Annotated in this window: 19 protein-coding genes; 10 read left to right on the forward strand and 9 right to left on the reverse strand. The window is 65.0% G+C overall.

The window, feature by feature from the left end; translation table 11 throughout:
* Positions 1-17: 17 nt before the first annotated feature.
* Complete coding sequence (locus NDI85_RS14275; protein WP_310916171.1) at positions 18-155, forward strand: hypothetical protein; 138 nt, start codon at positions 18-20, stop codon at positions 153-155.
* A gap of 108 nt (positions 156-263) precedes the next feature.
* Here NDI85_RS14275 and NDI85_RS14280 read toward each other — a convergent pair whose 3' ends face one another.
* On the reverse strand, positions 264-431 hold the full coding sequence (locus NDI85_RS14280; RefSeq protein WP_166967271.1) for a hypothetical protein: 168 nt from the start codon (positions 429-431) through the stop codon (positions 264-266).
* Positions 432-822: 391 nt separating this feature from the next.
* Between NDI85_RS14280 and NDI85_RS14285 the strand changes: the two genes are divergently transcribed.
* The 3 genes from NDI85_RS14285 to NDI85_RS14295 are packed head-to-tail and all read left to right on the forward strand — an operon-like array spanning position 823 to position 3,990.
* On the forward strand, positions 823-1,668 hold the full coding sequence (locus NDI85_RS14285; protein WP_310916172.1) for a CBS domain-containing protein: 846 nt from the start codon (positions 823-825) through the stop codon (positions 1,666-1,668).
* Positions 1,665-3,401 (forward strand): glycine--tRNA ligase, encoded by a 1,737-nt coding sequence (gene glyS / locus NDI85_RS14290; RefSeq protein ID WP_310916173.1) that lies wholly within the window; start codon positions 1,665-1,667, stop codon positions 3,399-3,401. The genes NDI85_RS14285 and glyS overlap by 4 nt, the downstream gene beginning before the upstream one ends.
* A 1-nt stretch (position 3,402) precedes the next feature.
* Positions 3,403-3,990: a dolichol kinase gene (locus NDI85_RS14295; protein ID WP_310916174.1), complete on the forward strand. Its 588-nt coding sequence runs from the start codon at positions 3,403-3,405 to the stop codon at positions 3,988-3,990.
* Here the strand turns inward: NDI85_RS14295 and NDI85_RS14300 are convergent.
* Complete coding sequence (locus tag NDI85_RS14300) at positions 3,987-4,862, reverse strand: UbiA family prenyltransferase (RefSeq protein WP_189001750.1); 876 nt, start codon at positions 4,860-4,862, stop codon at positions 3,987-3,989. The genes NDI85_RS14295 and NDI85_RS14300 overlap by 4 nt on opposite strands.
* A 63-nt stretch (positions 4,863-4,925) precedes the next feature.
* Entirely contained in the window at positions 4,926-6,605 is a 1,680-nt protein-coding gene (locus NDI85_RS14305; RefSeq protein ID WP_310916175.1) for a histidine kinase N-terminal 7TM domain-containing protein, read from the reverse strand.
* Positions 6,606-6,708: 103 nt separating this feature from the next.
* Here NDI85_RS14305 and NDI85_RS14310 point away from each other — a divergent pair, with 103 nt between their 5' ends.
* Together NDI85_RS14310 and NDI85_RS14315 are read left to right on the forward strand one after the other, a co-directional pair.
* Positions 6,709-9,168 (forward strand): DEAD/DEAH box helicase, encoded by a 2,460-nt coding sequence (locus tag NDI85_RS14310; RefSeq protein WP_310916176.1) that lies wholly within the window; start codon positions 6,709-6,711, stop codon positions 9,166-9,168.
* An 85-nt stretch (positions 9,169-9,253) separates the two neighbouring features.
* Positions 9,254-9,814, forward strand: coding sequence for a redoxin domain-containing protein (locus NDI85_RS14315; RefSeq protein ID WP_189001756.1), 561 nt, complete (start codon positions 9,254-9,256; stop codon positions 9,812-9,814).
* Positions 9,815-9,820: 6 nt separating this feature from the next.
* On the opposite strand, the gene NDI85_RS14320 is transcribed toward NDI85_RS14315, so the two are convergent.
* The gene (locus tag NDI85_RS14320) at positions 9,821-10,621 is read right to left on the reverse strand and encodes an Sjogren's syndrome/scleroderma autoantigen 1 family protein (protein WP_310916177.1); all 801 of its coding nucleotides are present in this window, start codon (positions 10,619-10,621) and stop codon (positions 9,821-9,823) included.
* A gap of 108 nt (positions 10,622-10,729) precedes the next feature.
* On the opposite strand from NDI85_RS14320, the gene mdh reads away from it, so the two are divergent.
* Complete coding sequence (gene mdh / locus NDI85_RS14325) at positions 10,730-11,644, forward strand: malate dehydrogenase (RefSeq protein WP_310916178.1); 915 nt, start codon at positions 10,730-10,732, stop codon at positions 11,642-11,644.
* Between the two features lie 240 nt (positions 11,645-11,884).
* On the opposite strand, the gene NDI85_RS14330 is transcribed toward mdh, so the two are convergent.
* Genes NDI85_RS14330 through NDI85_RS14340 form a run of 3 tightly spaced genes read right to left on the reverse strand, consistent with a single transcriptional unit; the run spans position 11,885 to position 13,621 of the window.
* Complete coding sequence (locus tag NDI85_RS14330; RefSeq protein WP_310916179.1) at positions 11,885-12,592, reverse strand: Zn-ribbon containing protein; 708 nt, start codon at positions 12,590-12,592, stop codon at positions 11,885-11,887.
* Positions 12,592-12,975 (reverse strand): DUF2073 domain-containing protein, encoded by a 384-nt coding sequence (locus NDI85_RS14335; protein ID WP_166967293.1) that lies wholly within the window; start codon positions 12,973-12,975, stop codon positions 12,592-12,594. Before NDI85_RS14335 ends, NDI85_RS14330 begins: the two co-directional genes overlap by 1 nt.
* A 4-nt stretch (positions 12,976-12,979) precedes the next feature.
* Positions 12,980-13,621: an Era-like GTP-binding protein gene (locus NDI85_RS14340; RefSeq protein WP_166967295.1), complete on the reverse strand. Its 642-nt coding sequence runs from the start codon at positions 13,619-13,621 to the stop codon at positions 12,980-12,982.
* 1,096 nt (positions 13,622-14,717) lie between these two features.
* Between NDI85_RS14340 and NDI85_RS14345 the strand changes: the two genes are divergently transcribed.
* The gene (locus NDI85_RS14345; protein ID WP_189001764.1) at positions 14,718-16,274 is read left to right on the forward strand and encodes a Cdc6/Cdc18 family protein; all 1,557 of its coding nucleotides are present in this window, start codon (positions 14,718-14,720) and stop codon (positions 16,272-16,274) included.
* A 16-nt stretch (positions 16,275-16,290) separates the two neighbouring features.
* Here the strand turns inward: NDI85_RS14345 and NDI85_RS14350 are convergent, their stop codons facing one another.
* Together NDI85_RS14350 and NDI85_RS14355 are read right to left on the reverse strand one after the other, a co-directional pair.
* The gene (locus NDI85_RS14350; RefSeq protein ID WP_396275533.1) at positions 16,291-16,977 is read right to left on the reverse strand and encodes a S26 family signal peptidase; all 687 of its coding nucleotides are present in this window, start codon (positions 16,975-16,977) and stop codon (positions 16,291-16,293) included.
* Positions 16,978-17,041: 64 nt separating this feature from the next.
* A complete protein-coding gene (locus NDI85_RS14355; protein WP_310916180.1) occupies positions 17,042-17,704 on the reverse strand; it encodes a S26 family signal peptidase in 663 nt (220 codons plus the stop codon).
* Positions 17,705-17,801: 97 nt separating this feature from the next.
* Between NDI85_RS14355 and NDI85_RS14360 the strand changes: the two genes are divergently transcribed.
* Both NDI85_RS14360 and NDI85_RS14365 read left to right on the forward strand, forming a co-directional pair.
* Positions 17,802-19,370 (forward strand): DNA-directed DNA polymerase II small subunit, encoded by a 1,569-nt coding sequence (locus NDI85_RS14360; RefSeq protein WP_189001770.1) that lies wholly within the window; start codon positions 17,802-17,804, stop codon positions 19,368-19,370.
* Between the two features lie 357 nt (positions 19,371-19,727).
* Positions 19,728-20,180, forward strand: coding sequence for a pyridoxamine 5'-phosphate oxidase family protein (locus tag NDI85_RS14365; RefSeq protein WP_310916181.1), 453 nt, complete (start codon positions 19,728-19,730; stop codon positions 20,178-20,180).
* Positions 20,181-20,187: the final 7 nt, after the last annotated feature.

The following is a 20,187-nucleotide window of genomic DNA, read 5'->3' on the forward strand; positions in this document are numbered from 1 at the left end:
TGCGGTGCCGGCGAGCCGTGACCGACGGCTCGGAACCCACGGCCACGGACGGTGGGGCGTCCGGCGACACCGGTCCTGCCGTCGCTGACGCACCGCAGGCCGCCGACGGCGAACTGGCGACGATACCGCTGCTCGATTTCGAGCGCGGTACCTGATCGGTTCGAGGACGGCCGAACGCCGCGACGGCGTCGGCAGTCGCTACGAGTCCCGAGCGTCGAAAATGTGAAAATCGCGGATCGAACCGCAGTGACCCGGACCGCGCGTTACCGCCATTCCGGCAGCGAGGCGGCGTCTACCAGCGGGAGTGTCATATACGCCTCGTCGGTCGAGACGTCTGCGATGACGAGCGTATCAGTCGTACCTTCCTCGACGGAAGCCATAACCTCCGCGTCCTCAGCAACCTCCGCTGGGGCAACCGTGTCCGGCTCCATGCATGACAATATGTAACACCCACATATAAACGTAGCGAAATCCCCGGACGGAGTCGGACCAGTGTCAGACATCTGTCTGACCGGGGGTGCGCTACTTCCACGACGAGACGACCGAGACTCCCCGCGGCATCCGCGCGCAGTGTCGCGGTTCGTCCGAGGTTCAGTCGAGCGGCGAGTGGTACGGCCGGCCTACTCTCGGTGTTAGGTAACGGATGTGAACGTACCCGTTCGCGAGGATTTCGAGCGGGGTTTTCGGCGTCGTCGCGGCCTGCACAGCACGGTTTCGGCTGTCAGTTCGGACGGGCGTGGACCCACGCGACTCGGACCGAGCGCCGGGAGAAAGCGGTGGATGTTAAGGACTTAGTAGGTGCGGGCAGGAAGTTTTGGCAGTATGAACGTCGCAGACGCCATGACGCCGCGCTCGGAGGTAGTCACGGTCGAGATTCCGGGCACCCGTGACGACGTGCTGGAGTACCTCCAAGAGCGGGCGTTCTCGTCCGTCCCCGTCATCAAAGACACCGACGACGGCGAGGAGTTCCGCGGACTCATCTCACGGGACGCCCTCATCGACCGACCCGACGAGGACCAGCTCGCGCTGCTCGTCGAGGAAGTCCCGACCATCACCGCCGAGGCCAGCATTCAGGAGGCCGCACGCCTGATGGTCGCGGAGAACGAGCGCCGCATCCCCGTCGTCGACGGGCGCCTCGAAGGCATCGTCACCGTCACCGACGTCGTCCACGCTATCGCGAGCGGCGACGTCGACGGCGACACCGAAGTCGGGAACCTCGCCCGCAGGGATATCAACTGCATCTACGTCGAGACGCCACTGACCGTCGCCGAGCGGGAACTGTCCCACGCCGAAGTCCCCTACGGCGTCGTCCTCGACGCCGAGGGCGAGATGACCGGGATGCTCACCGAAGTCGACATCATCGAAGTGGCCCGGGTCGTCGAGGGCGAAGACGACACCGGCGAGTCCATCGCCAACGAGGACGACGAGTGGGCCTGGGAGGGCATCAAGGCCGTCGGCGGCCGCTACATGCCCACCCGAAACGTCGAGATTCCGGTCGAACCCGTAAGCGAGTTCATGACCGCCGACGTCGTGACCGTGAGCAAACGCCTCACCGCCGGGGAGGCGGCCCGATTGATGATCGAACACGACATCGAACAGATTCCACTCGTCGCGGGCGACGAACTCGACGGTATCGTCCGCGACGTCGACCTACTGGAGGGCCTATGAGCGAGGGCGAGCGACTGACCGAACTGGCCAAGCGCCGGGGCTTTTATTTCCCCGCCGCCGGCGCCTACGGCGGCGCGGCCGGGTTCTGGACCTACGGCCCGCAGGGCGCGGCCCTGAAGTCGAACGTCGAAGACGCGTGGCGTGACCGCTTCGTCCTGCAAGAGGGCCATCAGGAGATTTCGGCCCCCGACGTGATGCCCGAAGCCGTCTTCGAGGCGTCGGGCCACCTCGATGGCTTCGACGACATGATCATCGAGTGCGGCGAGTGCGGCGCGACCCACCGCGCCGACCATATCGTCGAGGACAACACCGACATCGAGGAGGCCGAGTCCCTGCCCAACGAGGACGTCATGGACATCATCGCCGACCACGACATCGCCTGTCCGTCCTGCAACGCCTCGCTGGCCGGCGAACCCGTCGACAACTTCAACCTGATGTTCGCGACGAACATCGGCCCGGGCACCTCCTCGCCGGGCTACCTTCGGCCGGAGACGGCACAGGGCATCTTCGTCGAGTTCCCGCAGCTCTCGGAGTACGCGCGTAACCAGCTCCCCTTCGGCGTCGCACAGATCGGGAAGGCCTACCGCAACGAGATCTCCCCCCGGAAGTCCCTCGTGCGCGTGCGTGAGTTCACGCAGGCCGAACTCGAACACTTCGTCGACCCCGAGGAGGACGAACCGCCGCTCGCCGACGTAGAGGACGTGACGCTCCCGCTGTACTCCGGCGAGAGCCAGCAGGCAGCTGACGGCGGCGTCGAACAGCTGACCGTCGGCGAAGCCGTCGACGAGGGCGTCGTCACCAGCGACTGGGTGGCGTACTATCTGGGCGTCGCCCGCGACTGGTACGAGCGCATCGGTATCGACATGGACCGGTTCCGGTTCCGCCAGCACCTCCCGGGCGAACTCGCCCACTACGCCGCTGACTGCTGGGACGCCGAAGCCGAAATCGACGGCGACTGGATAGAGATTACGGGCTTTGCCTATCGGGGCGACTACGACCTGCAGAAGCACGCCGAACACTCCGGCGAGGACTACACCGTCTTCAAGCAGTACGACGAACCCGTGACCGTCGAACGACCGACCGTCGACCCGGACATGAGCTACCTCGGGCCCGAGTTCGGCGGCGACGCCCAGTCGGTGGCCGACGCACTCGAAGCGCTGGCCGAACGGGACCCCGAGGCTTTCGAGGGTGAGGACGTGACCGTCGAGGTAGACGGCGAGGCCTACACCGTCCCCGTCAAGGAGACAGACTTCAGCGTCGAGACGGTCACGGAGAACGGCGAACACGTCCGCCCGCACGTCGTCGAACCCTCCTTCGGGGTCGGTCGCCTCATCTACACGATGCTGGCCCACGCCTACACCGAGGACGAGGTAGACGGCGAGGAACGCACCTACCTCGACCTCCCGCCAGAACAGGCCCCGACCACCGTCGGCGTCTTCCCGCTGATGGACAAGGACGGCATGGCCGAGTACGCCCGCGAGATAGCGAGCGCCCTCCGCGAGGCCGGGCACTCGGTCACCTACGACGACTCCGGTGCCATCGGCCGGCGCTACCGCCGACAGGACGAGATCGGGACGCCCTACTGCGTTACCGTCGACTACGAGTCCGTAGAGGAGGACACGGTCACCGTTCGGGAACGGGACAGCACAGAGCAGAAACGCGTCTCCATCGACGGCCTCGCGGAGACGATAGCGCGCCTCACCGAGGGCGAGACGACCTTCGACGACCTGTAAGATGGCTGACGAGGTCGCCCGTCGACTCGTCCACGCCACCGGGTCGGCGGTCCCGCTCTCGTACCTCCTCGCCCCGGACCTCGTCACCTGGCGGGTCGTCCAGACGTTTCTGGCAGTGTGTCTGGTTACCGTCGTCTTTCTGGAGTTCGTTCGTCTCTCGATCGGTCTCGACTGGGCCATCTACGACCGTCTCACCCGCGAGTACGAACAGGACAATCCGGCGGGCTACGCGCTGTACATCGTCGGGATGGCCGTCGTCGCCGGGGCCGTCGCCGTCGGACTACCCACCACCGTGGCCGTACCGGCGATGTTCATGCTGGCCATCGGCGATCCGATAAGCGGCCTGCTGGGCTCTGCAGAGGCCAGCAACGTCAAGCAGGCGTGGGTGTTGCTCGTGATGTTCGGCGTGTGTACGCTGCTCGCGTCCCCGTTCGTCTCGCCGGCCGCGGCAGTGCTGGGCGGCGTCGCCGCGACGTTCGCCGACGGGGTCAAACCCACCATCGCGGGTTACGTCGTCGACGACAACTTCGCCATCCCGGTACTCGCGGCCGCCGCGATGTGGGCCGGACTGGTCTTGGTCCCGTTCTAGACGGCGAGGGCGACCAGTCCGAGCAGGAGGTACTCGCCGTCTTTGGCCAGACAGAGCGTATCCATCGCGTTCGTCCGGTCCAGAACCCACGTGAGCGAGAGCGAATAGCTCACGACCGGGAGGGCAAACACCGCGGGCAGGGCCGCGTGCGCGACGGGCGTGAGCGCGACCAGCACCGCGAGCGAACAGCCATCGAGCAGCGCGAGTACCTGCCGCGTCCGACCGACACCGAGGACGACGGGGAGCGTCTCGACGCCCGTGGCCCTGTCACCGACGACGTCTCGGACGTTGAACACCTCGACCGAGACGAACGACCGCAGGAAGAAGAACAGACAGACCGCCACCGCGACCGGGCCGATGGGACGACCCGCTACGGCAAGTGGGAGCAGGGTCACGGTCGACGCCCACGCCAGTGCCACCAGCCCCGTGTTCACGACGAACACGTCCTTCAGTCGCCGCCACCCGGGTGCGAGCGGGACGCTGTAGAGGACGCACGCGACGACCGGAATCAGGGCGACGACGAGTGCGTCCGGCCCGCCCGCCCACAGCGCGATGCCCGCCCCCAGTAGCAGGCCACCGACGGCGAGGCCGGCGACCACCACCGGGTGGTCTGTGACGAATGACGACCGCTCGGGGCAGTTGATTGCGTCCTCCTCGATGTCGGCGAGGTCGTTGGCCGTGTAGACGGCAAAGGAGACGAGGCCGACGACGACCGGTGCGGCCGGCGCCGTGACTCCGAGTAACACCGCCGCGAACGCCGCCTTTGCGGCCGCGACCACCCCTTGCAAGACGCTGAGTTGCTGTGCCCACCAGAGCGAGTGGGTCAGTGTCTGCCAGACCTGTGCGGGAGTCGAGCGGCTGTGGTACGCCATGGTAGTTCAAGCTACACATCGGAGTGAATTGATGGCTTTCCCCGTCTACAGCGACCAGCGCGGTCACCCGTCCGGTTCAGGCAGAGCCCGGTCCAGCGAGAAGGACACTTCGCTCCCGCCCTCCGGGCGCAACTCGAACGTGAGGTCGTGTCCCGACTGCTCGACGAAACAGTAGACGAGCCACAGGCCGACGCCGGAACTGTGTTGGAGCGGCGTCTCACCTTCTTCGAGGATACGACGCTCCGTGTCGGGGATGCCCGGGCCCTCGTCGGCGACGGTGACGTGGACCGTGTCCGCATCGACGGTGACGGTGATAGTCACCGACGGCGATGGATCCGGGTCGTGTTCGATGCCGTTCTCGACGAGGTTCTCGAGGGCGGCCTGTAGCCCGACGGTCGATCGGACGAACACCTCGTCGGGACACGACGCCGTCACCGTCGCCGCCGGGTATTTCGCCGAGTACCGGGCGACGATGGCCTCGACAGTGGTCGAGATGTTGGTTCGCTCTCTGGCTCGCTCGCTCGTGACGATACGCTGTATCGTCCGGAGTTTCGCGCTCGTCTCCATGATGGAACCGGCGCTGTCGTCGATAGCCTGCAGATGGGGCCGACCACGTTCGTCGACGTACTCCTCTAACACCTCCGCGTGACCCATGATGGTGTTGATGCGGTTGGCCATGTTGTGTCGCAGGACGCGCGAGACGAGGTGGAGGTGACGCTGTCGTCGCTGTTGGTCGGTGATGTCCGAGAGGACGACGGTCCAGCCGAGGTGGTGCGGGCCGTCGGTTATCGCGGACGTCTGGACCGAGAGATACCGGTCCTCGTCGGTCTGGGGAGCGAACTCGGTACGGCCGCCGTCGACGTCCTCGAACCACTCTTCGGCGTTCTCGACGATTCGTTCGATGGACTCATTCTGGTGGCTCGCAAGCGACGGGAGGAGCTCTGATGCCGTGGGGTTGAAATCACGGATGCGGCGCTCGGCGTCGAGGATGACCATGCCTTCGCTGCTCTGCTCGACGGCCGTATCGCGAGCCAGTGGGACGATGTCGAAAAAATCTAGCTGGATGGACCACGTCGTCGCGATGCCGAACAGGGCGAGGCCGATCGGCGTGTAATCCAGCCCCGGAATCGGGGCACTGTCCAGTACAGAGACGACGTTGATAAACAGCGGCAGCGCGCTCCCGAAGGCGACGAGCAACACCGACTCGGTGCTGTACCGACTCCGGAGGTGGATGGCCAGCAACGCGTACACCGCCACACAGTACAGCCCGTACGAGAGGAAGACATAGAGGAAGTACAGCGGTCCCAGTCCCCTGTGAACCAGATGGGGAAACACCGCCGTCGACAGGTCGATACCCTCCCAGAACAGGTGATGGAGCGGGTTCGTGAGGATACCCAGCACGAGCCCCATCAGCACGACCACCACGTACGCGATAAAGAGGGGGCGGCGGTGCCAGTCTCGGCCCGTGTACTGGGCCGCGAACACGAAGAAGACGAGTACGAACAGCACCCCAAGCGGGAGTTCGAGCGCGACCAGTACGCGTTCGACCGCGGTCGGCAGGACGATCTTCGCGGCGGCGGCGAACGACCACACCGCCGTCAGCGCCAACAGCGCGGTAAACGAGCGGACGCCGCGAATCCCGTGGGGATACGTCCGGAGATACACCGTGAGCGCAACGAGTGACAGCCCCGAAACCGTGAAGAACACCACGAGTACGAGTTCGACCGGACTGGTCACCGTCATGAGTTATGATTATCAGAAGATGAAATAATACCTTCGTCCACCCCGTTTCACTTCCACCACGCTACCTGAACCCTTAACCGCCGGCGGGGCCAACGCCTCGCCAATGGCGACCACCGACGCCGAGTCCGGTGGCGAGTACGTCACCGAGCCACTGGTTACCGACGGGCTGCTGGAGAACCGCCGGTATCAGGTCGAACTCGCCGACACCGCCGACGATCGCCACGCCCTCGTCTGTCTCCCCACCGGCCTCGGCAAGACGACCGTCTCCCTGCTCGTGACCGCCCGCCGCCTCCACGGCGTCGGCGGCACCGCCCTCCTGCTGGCCCCGACGAAACCGCTGGTCCAGCAACACGCCGAGTTCTACCGTGAGGCGCTGACCGTTCCCGACGACGAGATAGTCGTTTTCACGGGTGAGGTCCGACCGGACGACCGAGCGGAGTTGTTCGAGCGTGCGCGAGTGGTCATCGCGACGCCGCAGGTCGTCGAGAACGACCTCGTGGGCAACCGTATCGACCTCTCGTCGGTGACCCACTGCACCTTCGACGAGTGTCACCGCGCGACCGGCGACTACGCCTACAACTACATCGCCGACCGCTACCACGCCGACGCCGACGATCCCCTCGTCACCGCGATGAGCGCCTCCCCCGGCGACGACGAGGAGGCCATCCTCGAAGTGTGTGAGAATCTCGGCCTCTCGGAGGTCACCGTGATGACCGAGGACGACGCCGACGTCGCCGAGTACACCCACGATACGAGCGTCGAGTGGAAACGTATCGAACTCCCCGACGTAGTGATAGAGATACGCGACGCCATCAACGAAGTCGTCGCCGACCGACTGGCGCAGTTAAAGGACCTCGGCGTCACCAACAAGTCCTCGCCGGACCTCTCCGAACGAGAGATTCAGGGGATGCAGGCCGAGTTGCGGAAACTCATGGACAACGACCAGAGCGAGGGGTATCAGGGGATGAGCCTGCTCGCGGAGATTCGGAAGTTACGGACGGCCGTCACCTACGTCGAGACCCAGAGCGTCGAGTCCCTGCGGCGGTACTTCGAGCGACTGAAGGAGGCCGCCCGCTCGTCCGGCGCGTCGAAAGCCGACCAGCGACTCGTCAGCGAACCCAAGATCCGCGAGGCGATGCGCAAGGCCGCCGCGTACGACGACCTCCACCCGAAGTTCCGCCAGACGCGGATGTTGCTGGCCGAGACGCTCGGCATCGAGAACGGCGAGCGAGTCATCGTCTTCACCGAGTCCCGGGACACCGCCGAAACCCTCGTCGACTTCCTCTCGGACCACTTCTCGACCCAGAAGTTCGTCGGCCAGTCGGACACCGACGGCAGCGAGGGGATGACTCAGACCGAGCAACAGGAGACGCTGGACCGCTTCCGGAACGGGGAGTTCGAGGTCCTCGTATCGACCTCCGTCGCCGAGGAGGGACTGGACGTGCCGGAGGTCGACCTCGTGATGTTCTACGAACCCGTCCCGACGGCCATCCGCGCCATCCAGCGCAAGGGACGAACCGGCCGACAGGCCGAGGGCCGCGTCGTCGTCTTGCTGGCCGAGGACACCCGCGACGAGGCGTACTTCTGGAAGGCCAGAAACGACCAGAAACGGATGAAACGGGAGTTACAGAACTTAAAGAGCGTCGCCGGCGACTTGGAGGCCGAACTCGACCAGACCGGGCTGGACGAGTACGAGAACCCAGACGGGGACGACGCCGGATCGGAAACCGGGCCCGAGAGCGAGGGGTCGCCCGCTCCAGTCGAAACCGAGGACGACGGCGCACAGAGCGCGCCCGACGACGACGGACAGGCCGGCCTCGACGCGTTCGCCGGCGAGGACGTGGCCGAGGAGGCCGGGACCGACGCCGACGAACTGGAGGGAGCCGTCGCGACGGCCGACGGCGACGAGGAGACCATAGAGATAGTCGCCGACCAGCGCGAACTCGACTCGACCATCGCCCGGGACCTCTCGACACGCGACGGCGTCGAGACGCGACTGGAGACGCTGGCGGTCGGCGACTACGTCCTCTCGGACCGCGTGGTCGTCGAGCGAAAGACCGTCGCCGACTTCATGGACACACTGACCGGCGGGGACCGGTCGATGTTCGAGCAAGTCGGCGACGCCACCCGCCACTACGCCCGCCCGGTCGTCGTCGTCGAGGGCGAGGACCTCTATGGCGCCCGAAACGTCCACCACAAGGCCATCAACGGGGCGCTAGCCTCGCTCGCGGTCGACTTCGGCGCCAGCGTGATGCGCACCGCCGACGAGGCCGAGACGGCCGACCTGCTGGAGGTCATCGCCGGCCGCGAACAGGACGAGGGCGACCGAGAGGTGAGCGTCCACGGCGAGAAACAGTCGAAGACGCTGGCCGAGCAACAGGAGTACGTCGTCACCTCGGTCGCGGAAGTCGGACCAGTGACGGCCCGGAACCTGCTGGCCCACTTCGGGAGCGTCGAAGCGGTGATGACCGCCGGCCACGACGACTTGCTCGACGTGGCGGGCATCGGCGAGGTGACCGCGACGCGTATCCGCGACGTCGTTAGCGGCGAGTACGATCCCTGAGACGCCGATTCGATTTCACCGATCTGTTCGTGCAGAGAAAGTTTGAAGCAGTTGTATAGCGTGGTTCCGGTAAGGGGGTCCTCAGGTGACAGATACGACGACCGGTAGTGACCGTTACTTCGACTTCGAACTCGACAACGTCGGTGCAGGGAGCGCGACGCTGACGTCCGAGCGTCTCGCTGCCGACCACGACTACGTCCTCGCCGTCTTGCTCCGGAACCACTACTGCCCGCTGTGTCGGGACCTCGTCAGTCGACTCGCCGACCACTACGGGGAGTTCGCCACGCGAGGGACCGCCGTCGTCCCGGTGTTGCCCGACATCCGCGAACGGGCGCTGGTGTGGCACCGCCGCTACGAACTCCCGTTCCCGATGCTCGCAGACCCCACGGACGACGGCGTCGACGACGACCGTCGAGACGTCCCACCCGACGAGTTCGATGCGTTCGCACCGTTCCAGCGCACGATCCCTAGCCTTCCCGGCGTCGTGCTCTTCGAGTGCGTCGAGGACCGACTCCGCATCGTCTCCAGACACGGCGGGCCAAAGCCACAGGACGTCCCGACTATCGACGCCCTCGTCGACCGAATCGACGTCCACCGCGACGACGGGACCGTCGACGTCGGGGACGGCGTCCGCGCCGACGGCTGACAGCGGTCAGCGCTTTGCCGCGTCGAGCGCCTCCGCCGCCTCGCGGGCGGCAGCGAGGTGTTCGCGCGCTTCTCTCGGGTCGTCGGCCGCCGCGGCCCGCTCCGCAAACCGCCGAACCGTCTCCGCAAGCAGCGACGCCGCAGCGTCGAGGTCCGCACGTACGTCACCGGTAGCGCGCTCAGTTCGAGTCGAAACGTCCGGGTTCGCCCGTCGCCCCGCCCGCTCGTCGCGTCCCACAGACCGGCGACCGGCGGTGTGTGACTGCCGGTCAGCGGGTCGACGGTCGTCCGTCTCTCGGTTACCCCCCGCTTCGTCTGGAGTCCGTTCGGGGTCTGCCGACGGCACTTCCCGGGATGGCGCAGTCTGGGCGTCCGTCCCCCGGTCGGGTTCGTTCCGGCCGACGTGGTTCGTCTCCGAGACCGCTTTGGAGTTGGTGTCCTGTTCGTCCGTCCGGGCTTCCTCGGCCTCGCTGTCGTCCGCTTCGTCGGCGCCGAACTGGACGCGGGCCTCGTCGCTCGGGTTCGCCACCTCGATGTGGTCCCCGTCGGCGGACTGACCGGCCTCGTCGTCGGTCCCGTCCGCCGACGCTCCCTGCTCGCGTGTGATGGGCTTCTGGCAGGTGGGACAGAACTCCTGCCCGTCGTAGCGGAAGATGGGGTCGCCACAGTCCGAACAGTGGGCGTTCGTCATCGTCGCACCCTTCAACAGGAGTTCGCTCATCTGTTCGGTGGCCGCACGCTGTTCTTCCTCCTTCTCGAATTTCTCCCGGAGTTTCTCGCGTTCGGCTTCCTTATCGAAGTCGCTCATACACGTATCAACGCCGTGGCGCTGAAAACCGTTTTCGGGTCCGATCAGTGACCCGTGGAGGGGGGTTTCGACACGTTTAACGTTCGCGCCGAAGGCGTTTCGAATGGTATGACAAAGGTAAGCGTAGTCGGTGCGGCCGGAACGGTCGGCGCCGCGGCAGGGTACAACATCGCGCTCCGAGACATCGCCGACGAAGTCGTCTTCGTCGACATCCCGGACAAGGAAGAAGACACCATCGGGCAGGCCGCCGACACCAACCACGGCATCGCATACGATTCGAACACGACGGTCCGACAGGGCGGCTACGAGGACACCGCTGGTTCGGACGTCGTCGTCATCACGGCCGGCATCCCGCGCCAACCGGGCCAGACCCGCATCGACCTCGCGGGCGACAACGCCCCCATCATGGAGGACATCCAGTCCTCGCTCGACGAGCACAACGACGACTACATCTCGCTGACTACCTCCAACCCCGTCGACCTGCTCAACCGCCACCTCTACGAGGCCGGCGACCGCTCGCGCGAACAGGTCATCGGCTTCGGCGGTCGACTGGACTCCGCGCGGTTCCGCTACGTCCTCTCCGAGCGCTTCGACGCCCCGACCCAGAACGTCGAGGCGACCATCCTCGGCGAGCACGGCGACGCACAGGTCCCCGTCTTCTCGAAGGTCCGCGTCGACGGCACCGACCCCGAGTTCGACGGCGACGAGAAAGAAGAGATTCTCGGCGACCTACAGGAGTCGGCCATGGACGTCATCGAGCGCAAGGGCGCGACCGAGTGGGGCCCCGCCCGCGGCGTCGCCCACATGGTCGAGGCCATCGTCCGCGACACCGGCGAGGTCCTGCCCGCTTCGGTCAAACTGCAGGGCGAGTTCGGCCACGAGGACACCGCCTTCGGCGTCCCCGTCCGACTCGGCTCGAACGGCGTCGAGGAAGTCGTCGAGTGGGACCTAGACGACTACGAACAGGACCTGATGGCCGAGGCGGCCGAGAAGCTCTCAGAGCAGTACGCCAAAATCGAGTAACGCCGTCAGGACTTTCGCCGTCTTTCTCTCTGTCTTCGGACGCCGTCTGATTAGTCCGGCCAGTCGCCGTTCTCGGTCCGCTCCCGTGATTCCTCGGCGATGTCTGTCCCGAGGAGCGACGCCCACTCTTCGAGGTGTGACTCCGTCGGCGAACAGTTCCGGTGTGCCATGGTTCGTACGCGATTCATCTACGCGGCGTTATATAACGATTGTGCCGGATCGCACCCGAAAATAAGGGGATTACTCGCGGAACGTCTCGGGGACCTGAATCGAGTACCGGCCGTCCTCCTGTAACGCGACGATGTACTCCTCGCGGTCGTACAGTTCCATCAGGTTCAGTTCGTACTGCCCCGGTTCGAGCACCTTGATGGACTCGAACTGGTCGTTGAGTTCCTCGCGCAGTTCCTTGAGGTCCGGCCGCTCCGTCTCATCGGGTTCCTCCGGCGGGTCCGGGTCGGCGCCGACAGGTTGGAAGTGATGTTCGTCGTCGGCGTCCGACTGTGGCTCCTGGGGGAGTTCGTCCGGCGTCACCACGTCCGCGCGGGCGCTCGCCTGTGCAGCGTCCTCGGTGTCTGGCGTCTGGGTGTCGACCTCCCGGCGGGTCGCGGCCTCGCTCCGGTCGACGCCGGGCGAGGCGTCGTCGGAACCGCTCGCTCCAGTCGAACTGGCGGCCCCGGCGTCGGCGCCGACGGTCGGGTCGTCGTTCCCGCCGCCGACGATGTCCCGGACCGTCGCTGCCGTCTTGCCGACGGTGCGTGCCACGGTACTGTCGGCACCCGGCGGCTCCGGGGGTTCTGGCGGTTCCGCATCCGGATCCGGCGGCGCCTGACTATCGATGCCGTCGGGCCGGAACTGGAACTTGTTACCGCCACAGTCCGGACAGCCAGACAGCATCTCCTTCGAGCCGTCGTCGAACGCGCGGCCGCAGTTCGTACACTGGTGAGGCATTATTTCCGGGAGACGAGCGCGCTGATGAGAGTTTCGTCTTTGTGGAGTGTCTCGATCTGGTTGGCCGGACCGATGACGGTCAGTTTCTTCGTCGACTCCTTGCCCATGATGCGGTCCAGGATGCTCTGGTCTGCCGTCTCCGATTTGGGGTAGGTCTCTATCTCGATGCCGTTGAACTCGTCGGGGCTTATCTCGGTCATCGTCACCTCGATGAGACGGGACTCCTCGTCGGGGGAGAGTCCCTCTTCGAGGATGACGATGTTGCCATCGCGCACCCCGTCTAAGATGATGCGTATCTTCTCCATCGAGGCGAGGCCGTCCATCCGTTCGCCGCTGATGAGGTCTATCTGCACGCCGTCGTCGGGGCCTTTTATCTCTGCCATGGTATCACCCGAAGTACTCCGCTATCTTGTCGTAGACCTCGTCCATGTTGTCGCCCTCCAGCGCGGAGAGCGGGATGGTCTCGTGTTGTGGGTAGGCGTTGCGAATCCGCTGGACCGACGACTCCTCTAGGTCGATCTTGTTCGCGAGAATCAGCACCGGGAGGTCCTGACTCTCGATGATGCCGATGAGCATCGTGTTGACCTGCGTGAACGGGTCGGTCGCCGAATCGAGCACGTAGATGACGCCGTCGACGTCCTCGCGAAGCCAGTGCATCGCTTCCGCGACCCCTTCCGTGGCTTCCCGAGATCGACGCACAGCGTCGTCTTTCTCCATGTCGTGTTCCAGAAATTCGGTGTAGTCGACTTTCGTCGTCACGCCGGGCGTGTCGACGATATCGATTGTCACCTTCTTCCCGTCCCGTTCTATCTCGACGTTCTCCTTCCGGCGCGCGCGGCGCGTCTCGTGTGGCACGTGGCTCTCCGGGCCGACGGCGTCGCCGGTCCAGTCGCGTGCGATACGGTTCGCGAGCGTCGTCTTCCCGGCGTTCGGCGGGCCGTATATCCCGATACGCTTTGGGTCTTCTTCGGAGAACAGCGTCGATGCTGCCCGTGAAATGCTATCTCTGAGGTTTGTTAACAGTCCCATCCTATCCTCCCGCCGCCCGGACTCGCCGGTTTGGCGGCTTCTGCCCGTAGAAGAAAGGCGAATTCACTTAAGGCTACGTCAGACAAGTGTGAGTTTAATTATGTGTTTGGAGAGGCCCGCCACCGTCGAGACGAAACACGGGAGAGCGGCCTGGGAACGGACGAATTGAGCAAATTCACAGGTTCCTTCGGTGTCTCACCCGCGCTTTCGGACGCACGCGAAACGAGGGTCATAGAGCGGTGAACGATAGGAACCGAGATCCCGAGACACACCGACGGACGTTTCGACCGAAGCCGGGGATACCATGACGAAGGGGACGGAGGGGAAACAGAGGGGGAGGTGTGTGCCCCCCACCCCTTCGTTTCAGGTGGAACGGCGAACGGACCCGGGGTGGACGCCGCTGAGACGGCGCTCGACAGGCGGAACTGAAGAGTGCGCTACGAGCTAGACTAGCAGATTCATAGAGCAGAGGCGTCGAAACACTAGTCTAGAACAGCTGTAATCCTCTAGTTGTTTTCTTCTCTAGGGTGCGGATTTGGTTTTTCTGTATATGTATTAAGTCTTTCCTAGTCTAGAGAGCAACCCCTCGTTCGTTCACCCCCACCCCTCTCTCGAAGGCCGTTCCACCCGAAACGAAGGGGTGGGGGGGTTCACCGGAACTGTGGGATTCTAGTCACTCTCGCGAACTGTAGCGCCGGTATGACTCTCCTACTCGTCCCCGCTCTTCGGTCCTCGTCGCCCCACGGTCAGTCGCCCCTCCCCCCTAGTTCCCGTGCAGCCACTCCGCTACCCACTCCTCACCGAGAGTATCTCCGGTATCGAGGGCGTACCCCTCGACTACTTCGGCAGTAGCGCAGCGACGAACTCCCGTAACTCGGTCGTCATCGTCCGTACCGGGGGACTCTTTCCGGTGGATCTGCCGCCACGATTCGACCGAAATATTTAATATCGAATCACCCACGGGTTCATGTGGTTCAACTGGACGCACCCGAGAGCGTCGACACTCGTCAGTGGTGGCACAGACGCAGTCCTCACGTCCGCTCTTCGGGCATCTCCGTTGCTCTCCACTCGAAACAAAGGGGTTGCGCTCTCGACAATGACCGATTCACTCGACGACTCGGACGCCGGGCCCGACACATCGGAGGACCCGGAGTACTCACTCTCGTCCGACGACGACACGACCGACGCCCAGTCCTCACAGACACCGGACCTGGACGACGTCGTTTTCGACAACCTCGATACGGGAAGCACCGGGGACTCCGACGAGGCTTCCCGCGGCCTGTTCGACGACTTGCTCGAAGGCGAACCCATCTTCGAGAACAAGGAGGTACTGCGACCGTCCTACACGCCGCACAAACTCCCGCACCGAGAAGAGCAGATAAACAACATGGCGACCATTCTGGTTACCGCTCTCCGTGGGGACACACCGTCGAACATTCTCATCTACGGGAAAACGGGGACCGGGAAGACGGCCAGCGCGAAGTTCGTCAGCGAGGAATTGGAGACGACCTCACAGAAGTACGAGGTCCCCTGTGAAGTCGAGTACATCAACTGCGAGGTGACCGACACCCAGTACCGCGTCCTCGCACAGCTCGCGAACAAGTTCATCAACAAGAACGCCGACGTCATCGACGACCGCATCGAGACGCTCGAAGACGTGTTGTCTCGCGCACGCGAGGACGCCACCGAACTCGAAGCGACGGAGTTCGAAAGCGTCGACGCGCTCGAAAGCGAAATCGACGCCCTCGAAGCCGACAAAGACGACTTCGAGGAAGTGCCGATGACCGGGTGGCCGACCGACCGGGTGTATTCGTCCTTTTTCGACGCCGTCGACTACCACGAGCGCGTGGTCGTCATCATGCTGGACGAAATCGACAAACTCGTCGAGAAGTCCGGCGACGACACGCTGTACAACCTCTCGCGGATGAACTCCGAACTGGAGAACTCCCGCGTGTCCATCATGGGCATCTCGAACGACCTGAAGTTCACCGACTTTCTCGACCCCCGCGTCAAGTCCAGCCTCGGCGAAGAGGAGATCGTCTTCCCGCCGTACGACGCCAACCAACTGCGGGACATCCTGCAGGCGCGGGCTGACGTGGCGTTCAAGGGGAGTGCGCTCTCCGACGACGTCATCCCGCTGTGTGCGGCCTTCGCCGCACAGGAACACGGGGACGCCCGCCGCGCACTGGACCTCCTCCGGACCGCCGGGGAACTCGCCGAACGCGACCAGACCGATCAGGTCGAGGAAGACCACGTCCGACAGGCCCAAGAGAAGATCGAACTCGACCGGGTCGTCGAGGTCGTCAGGACGCTCCCGACCCAGTCGAAGATCGTCCTCTTTGCCATCATCCTGTTAGAGAAAAACGGCGTCCGCAACATCAACACCGGCGAGGTGTTCAACATCTACAAGAACCTCTGCGAGGAGATCGACGCCGACGTGTTGACCCAGCGCCGTGTCACGGACCTCATCTCCGAACTGGACATGCTGGGCATCGTCAACGCCGTCGTCGTCTCGAAGGGCCGGTACGGCCGGACGAAGGAGATCTCCCTGTCGGTACCGACCGAAGAGACCGAAGCAGTCCTCCTCTCTGACTCGCGACTCGGCGACATCGACGACGTCCAGCCGTTCGTCCAAGCGCGGTTCGACAACTGAGTGTGCGCCCGCGTGACTACGCGACGGCGACAGTAGTGTTCTCCGCGTCGACCGACGTTTCGGCTGCCGAGACGCGTGCGGCCTGGTTCCAGCCGAGTCGAATCTCGCCGAGCAACGGTACGCGCCACTCGGCCGTGCCGACGACCCAGGCGGGCCTGACCGGGTCGCTGATTGGACTCGACCCCACCTGATCGTAGCGGGCGTTGTTGTCGCCCTTCGTGATGAAGCCGTCGTGGGGCGCCGGGCAGTTGGTGAGTTGGCGGCAGTTATCCGCGACCCCGACGGCCGCCGGGTCCGCGCGGTCGTACCAGTTCTCCCCCTCCTCGACGTGCAGCATCGCCCGGTGGATGATGGGCGTCGTCTGATTGTTCCCGTCGGGTGCGTAGACGATGACGTCGCCCGGTCGGCTGAATCGGACGTAGTCCTCGCCGCGGTCGGCGGTGACGACGCCGTCCTGTGCGTTCGCCCCGGCGAATCGCTCCTCTTCCATGACAAAGACGAGGTCGCCCTTCTCGATGTGTGGGTCCATGCTCGGGCTCTCGATGGCGACCAGCGGGGGCCAGACGCCGCTGACGGCGAACAGCAACAGGCCGACCAGCAAGACTGCACCGGCGCTCCCGACTATGTCGGTCACGTACACCAGTACACCAGGCCCGTCCTCGTCACCGTCGTCGCTTGCCGACGGACGGTCGTCACCGGACATTCTACCGGGACTACCGAGAGACGCACAATCAACGTTCCGTTGTCCGGGCTATCCCAGCGGGCGATCAACCGGCGAGCCGGGTCCCCGTCTGGAGCCGGACCCACCCGAGACCCGGGATCCGGAGTTCGGCGGTGCCGACGACCCACTCGTCGCGGACGACCGTGCTGGTCCCGGTCACTTGATCGTAGGCGTCGTTGAAATCGCCCTTCGTCACGAACCCGTCGTGCGGGGCGGGGCAGTTCCGGAGGTCGGCACAGCTATCGGCGGCCCCGACGGCGTCGGGGTCGGTGCGGTCGTACCAGTTTTCTCCTTTCTCTACGTAGAACATCGCCCGGTGGATGACCGGCGTCCGCTGTTCGTTGCCGTTGGGTTCGAAGACGATGACGTCGCCGGGTTCGCGGAACATCACGTAGTTCGACTCGGCTCCGGTCTCGGCGGTAACGACACCGTGTCGGGCGTCGGGTCCGGGGAACCGGTCTTCCTCCATGATGAGCACCATGTCTCCGGTGTCGATGTTCGGTGTCATACTGCCACTTTCGATGGCGACCAACGGGGGCCAGACGCCGCTGACGGCGAACAGCAACAGGCCCACCAACACGACGGCGCCGACACTCGTAGCGATGTCGCGAACGTACACCGAGACCGGCACGTCCTCGTCGTCTACGTCGCCGTCCGAACCGACGGCGGCACTGCGGTCGTCGTCCTCTGCCGACACGTCGGGTTCCATCCGTACCTCGGCTTGTCAGCACCACGGTATCAACTTTGTGTCACCACGTCCTCTGCCGGTCCGCTACGTTTTTGCCCGCCGACGCGGAGTAGAGAACGTGCCGCTCTCGACGCCGGCCCGTATCGTCAGCGAACTCGCCAGCCGCGGCTACAATGCCGAACGCGAGGCCGTAACGAAACTGGCCGACGCACCGGACCCGGAACGCGCACTCGACCGCGCAGTCGAAACGATGCCCGACGACGCGCTGAAGCTCACAGCTGGGCACGTCGAAGCCGTGCTCGACCGGGCAGAATCGAGAGCCGACGCGACCGCCGGCAGTCAGCGGGCCGCCGAACAGGAGAACGGGGAGACCGCGACCCGAGACCCCTCTGTTTCGACTGGAACAGACTCCGGGGTGTCGCCCGACGCGGGTGGGGACGTTCCACACGAAACGAAGGGGTCTCGCGACGTCGACCTCTCGAAACGGGCCATCGAGGTCGCAAACGACATGACCGGTAACTCCACCGGGACCGGCGAGTACAGCGACTTCGTGTCGGTGTTCCGTGACCGCTACGAGAAACTCGCGAGCAAACTCCGTGGTCGCGTGAACCACCGACCGACCGACGCCATCGAGAACATGGCCGGTGGTAGCGAGGCCGCACTCATCGGGATGGTCTCGGACATCCGCTCGACGGCCAGCGGCCACTGGCTGGTCGAACTCGAAGACACGAACGGGACCTTCCCCTGTCTCGTGATGAAGGACCGCCCCATCGCCGATTTGGTCCAGCAACTCCTCTTAGACGAGGTCATCGCCGTCGACGGAACGCTCGCCGACGACTCGGGCATCCTCTTCGTCGACTCCCTGCACTTCCCCGACGTGCCACGGACCCACTCGCCGTCGACGGCCGACCGCCACGTGCAGGCGGCGCTCATCTCCGACGTCCACGTCGGCAGTCAGGAGTTCATGGCCGACGCCTGGCATCGCTTTACCGACTGGCTCCATACCGCTGAAGCGGAACACGTCGAGTACCTCCTCATCGCCGGCGACATGGTCGAGGGCGTCGGCATCTACCCCGATCAGGACGAGGAACTGGACATCATCGACATCTACGAGCAGTACGAGCAGTTCTCGGAGTATCTCAAGGAGGTGCCCGGCGACATGGAGATTCGGATGATTCCCGGCAACCACGACGCCGTCCGCCTCGCGGAGCCACAACCGGGCTTCGACGAGGAACTGCGGGACATCATGACCGCCCACGACGCCACCGTCCACTCGAACCCCGCCCTCGTCACGGTGGAGGGCGTCACAGTGCTGATGTATCACGGCGTCTCGCTGGACGAGGTCATCGCCGAACTCCCCGACGAGGAGGCCAGTTACGACGACCCCCACAAGGCGATGTACCAACTGCTGAAAAAGCGCCACGTCGCCCCGCAGTACGGCGGCCACACCCGACTGGCGCCGGAGGACCGCGACTACCTCGTCATCGAAGAGGTGCCCGACGTGTTCCACACCGGCCACGTCCACAAACTCGGCTGGGGGAAGTACCACAACGTCCTCGCGCTGAACTCGGGGTGCTGGCAGGCACAGACCGACTTCCAGAAGTCCGTCAACATCGACCCCGACGCCGGCTTCGCCCCCATTCTGGACCTCGATACGCTGGACATGACGGTGCGGAAGTTCGCCTAACCACCTTCGTCACCCGGGTCACGCGTCCGCAGCAGTCGAAGACTTCCGATGGGCGGTTCGAGAGACGGCGTCGCCGTCTCTCCCGACCGTGGGGCGAACACGCTACGAATCGCTGACTCACGGCCTCGGCGTTCGTCTTCGCGGTCGCACGTGACCGCGCTACCCGCGATTCGCGTGAAACCGGTCGCCGAGGCGGGCCGGGATGCTCCGTCGCGGGCCTGCCCTTCCCCGGGTCGCTCGGGCGCGACACCTGTCGCGCCTCACTCCCGGCCGACCGCCACGCACTATCCAGATACGCACCAGTTAGCCCTCGGTTTCCACTCCAACCTATTTCCCGCAGGCGGTCGACGCGCTGGCATGGACATCGTCGAGAACACCCTCGACGCCTCGCTGGGCGAGTTCCTCGCTCGGCCTCTGTTCTGTTTCCTCGCCCAATCCTCGGAGTCGGGCCCCCGGGTCTCGCCCCTGTGGTTCCACTGGGACGGCGAGCAGGTGTGGCTCATCGCCATGGAGGACGGGCGGTCCTATCCCGACCGTCTCCGACAGTTCCCCGAGTCCGCCCTCGCCGTCGTGGACTTCGACCCGAAGTCGGGGCGCGTCGAACACGTCGGGATGCGCGGGACGGCGACGCTCGAACCGTTCGACGCCGACCGCGCCGACCGACTCCTGACGAAGTACCTCGGCCCGGACCGGGGGGCGTGGGACGAGCGGTTCCGCGGACTCGACGGCGACGGCTACGGCCTCGTCCGGTTCGACCCGGCGACGGTCGTCGCCCGCGCCCAGTCGTACGCGGGGTCACTGCAACAGTGAGCGTCGG

Origin of the sequence: Haloarcula sp. S1AR25-4 (assembly GCF_031624555.1) — an archaeon.
GTDB lineage: Archaea > Halobacteriota > Halobacteria > Halobacteriales > Haloarculaceae > Haloarcula > Haloarcula pellucida.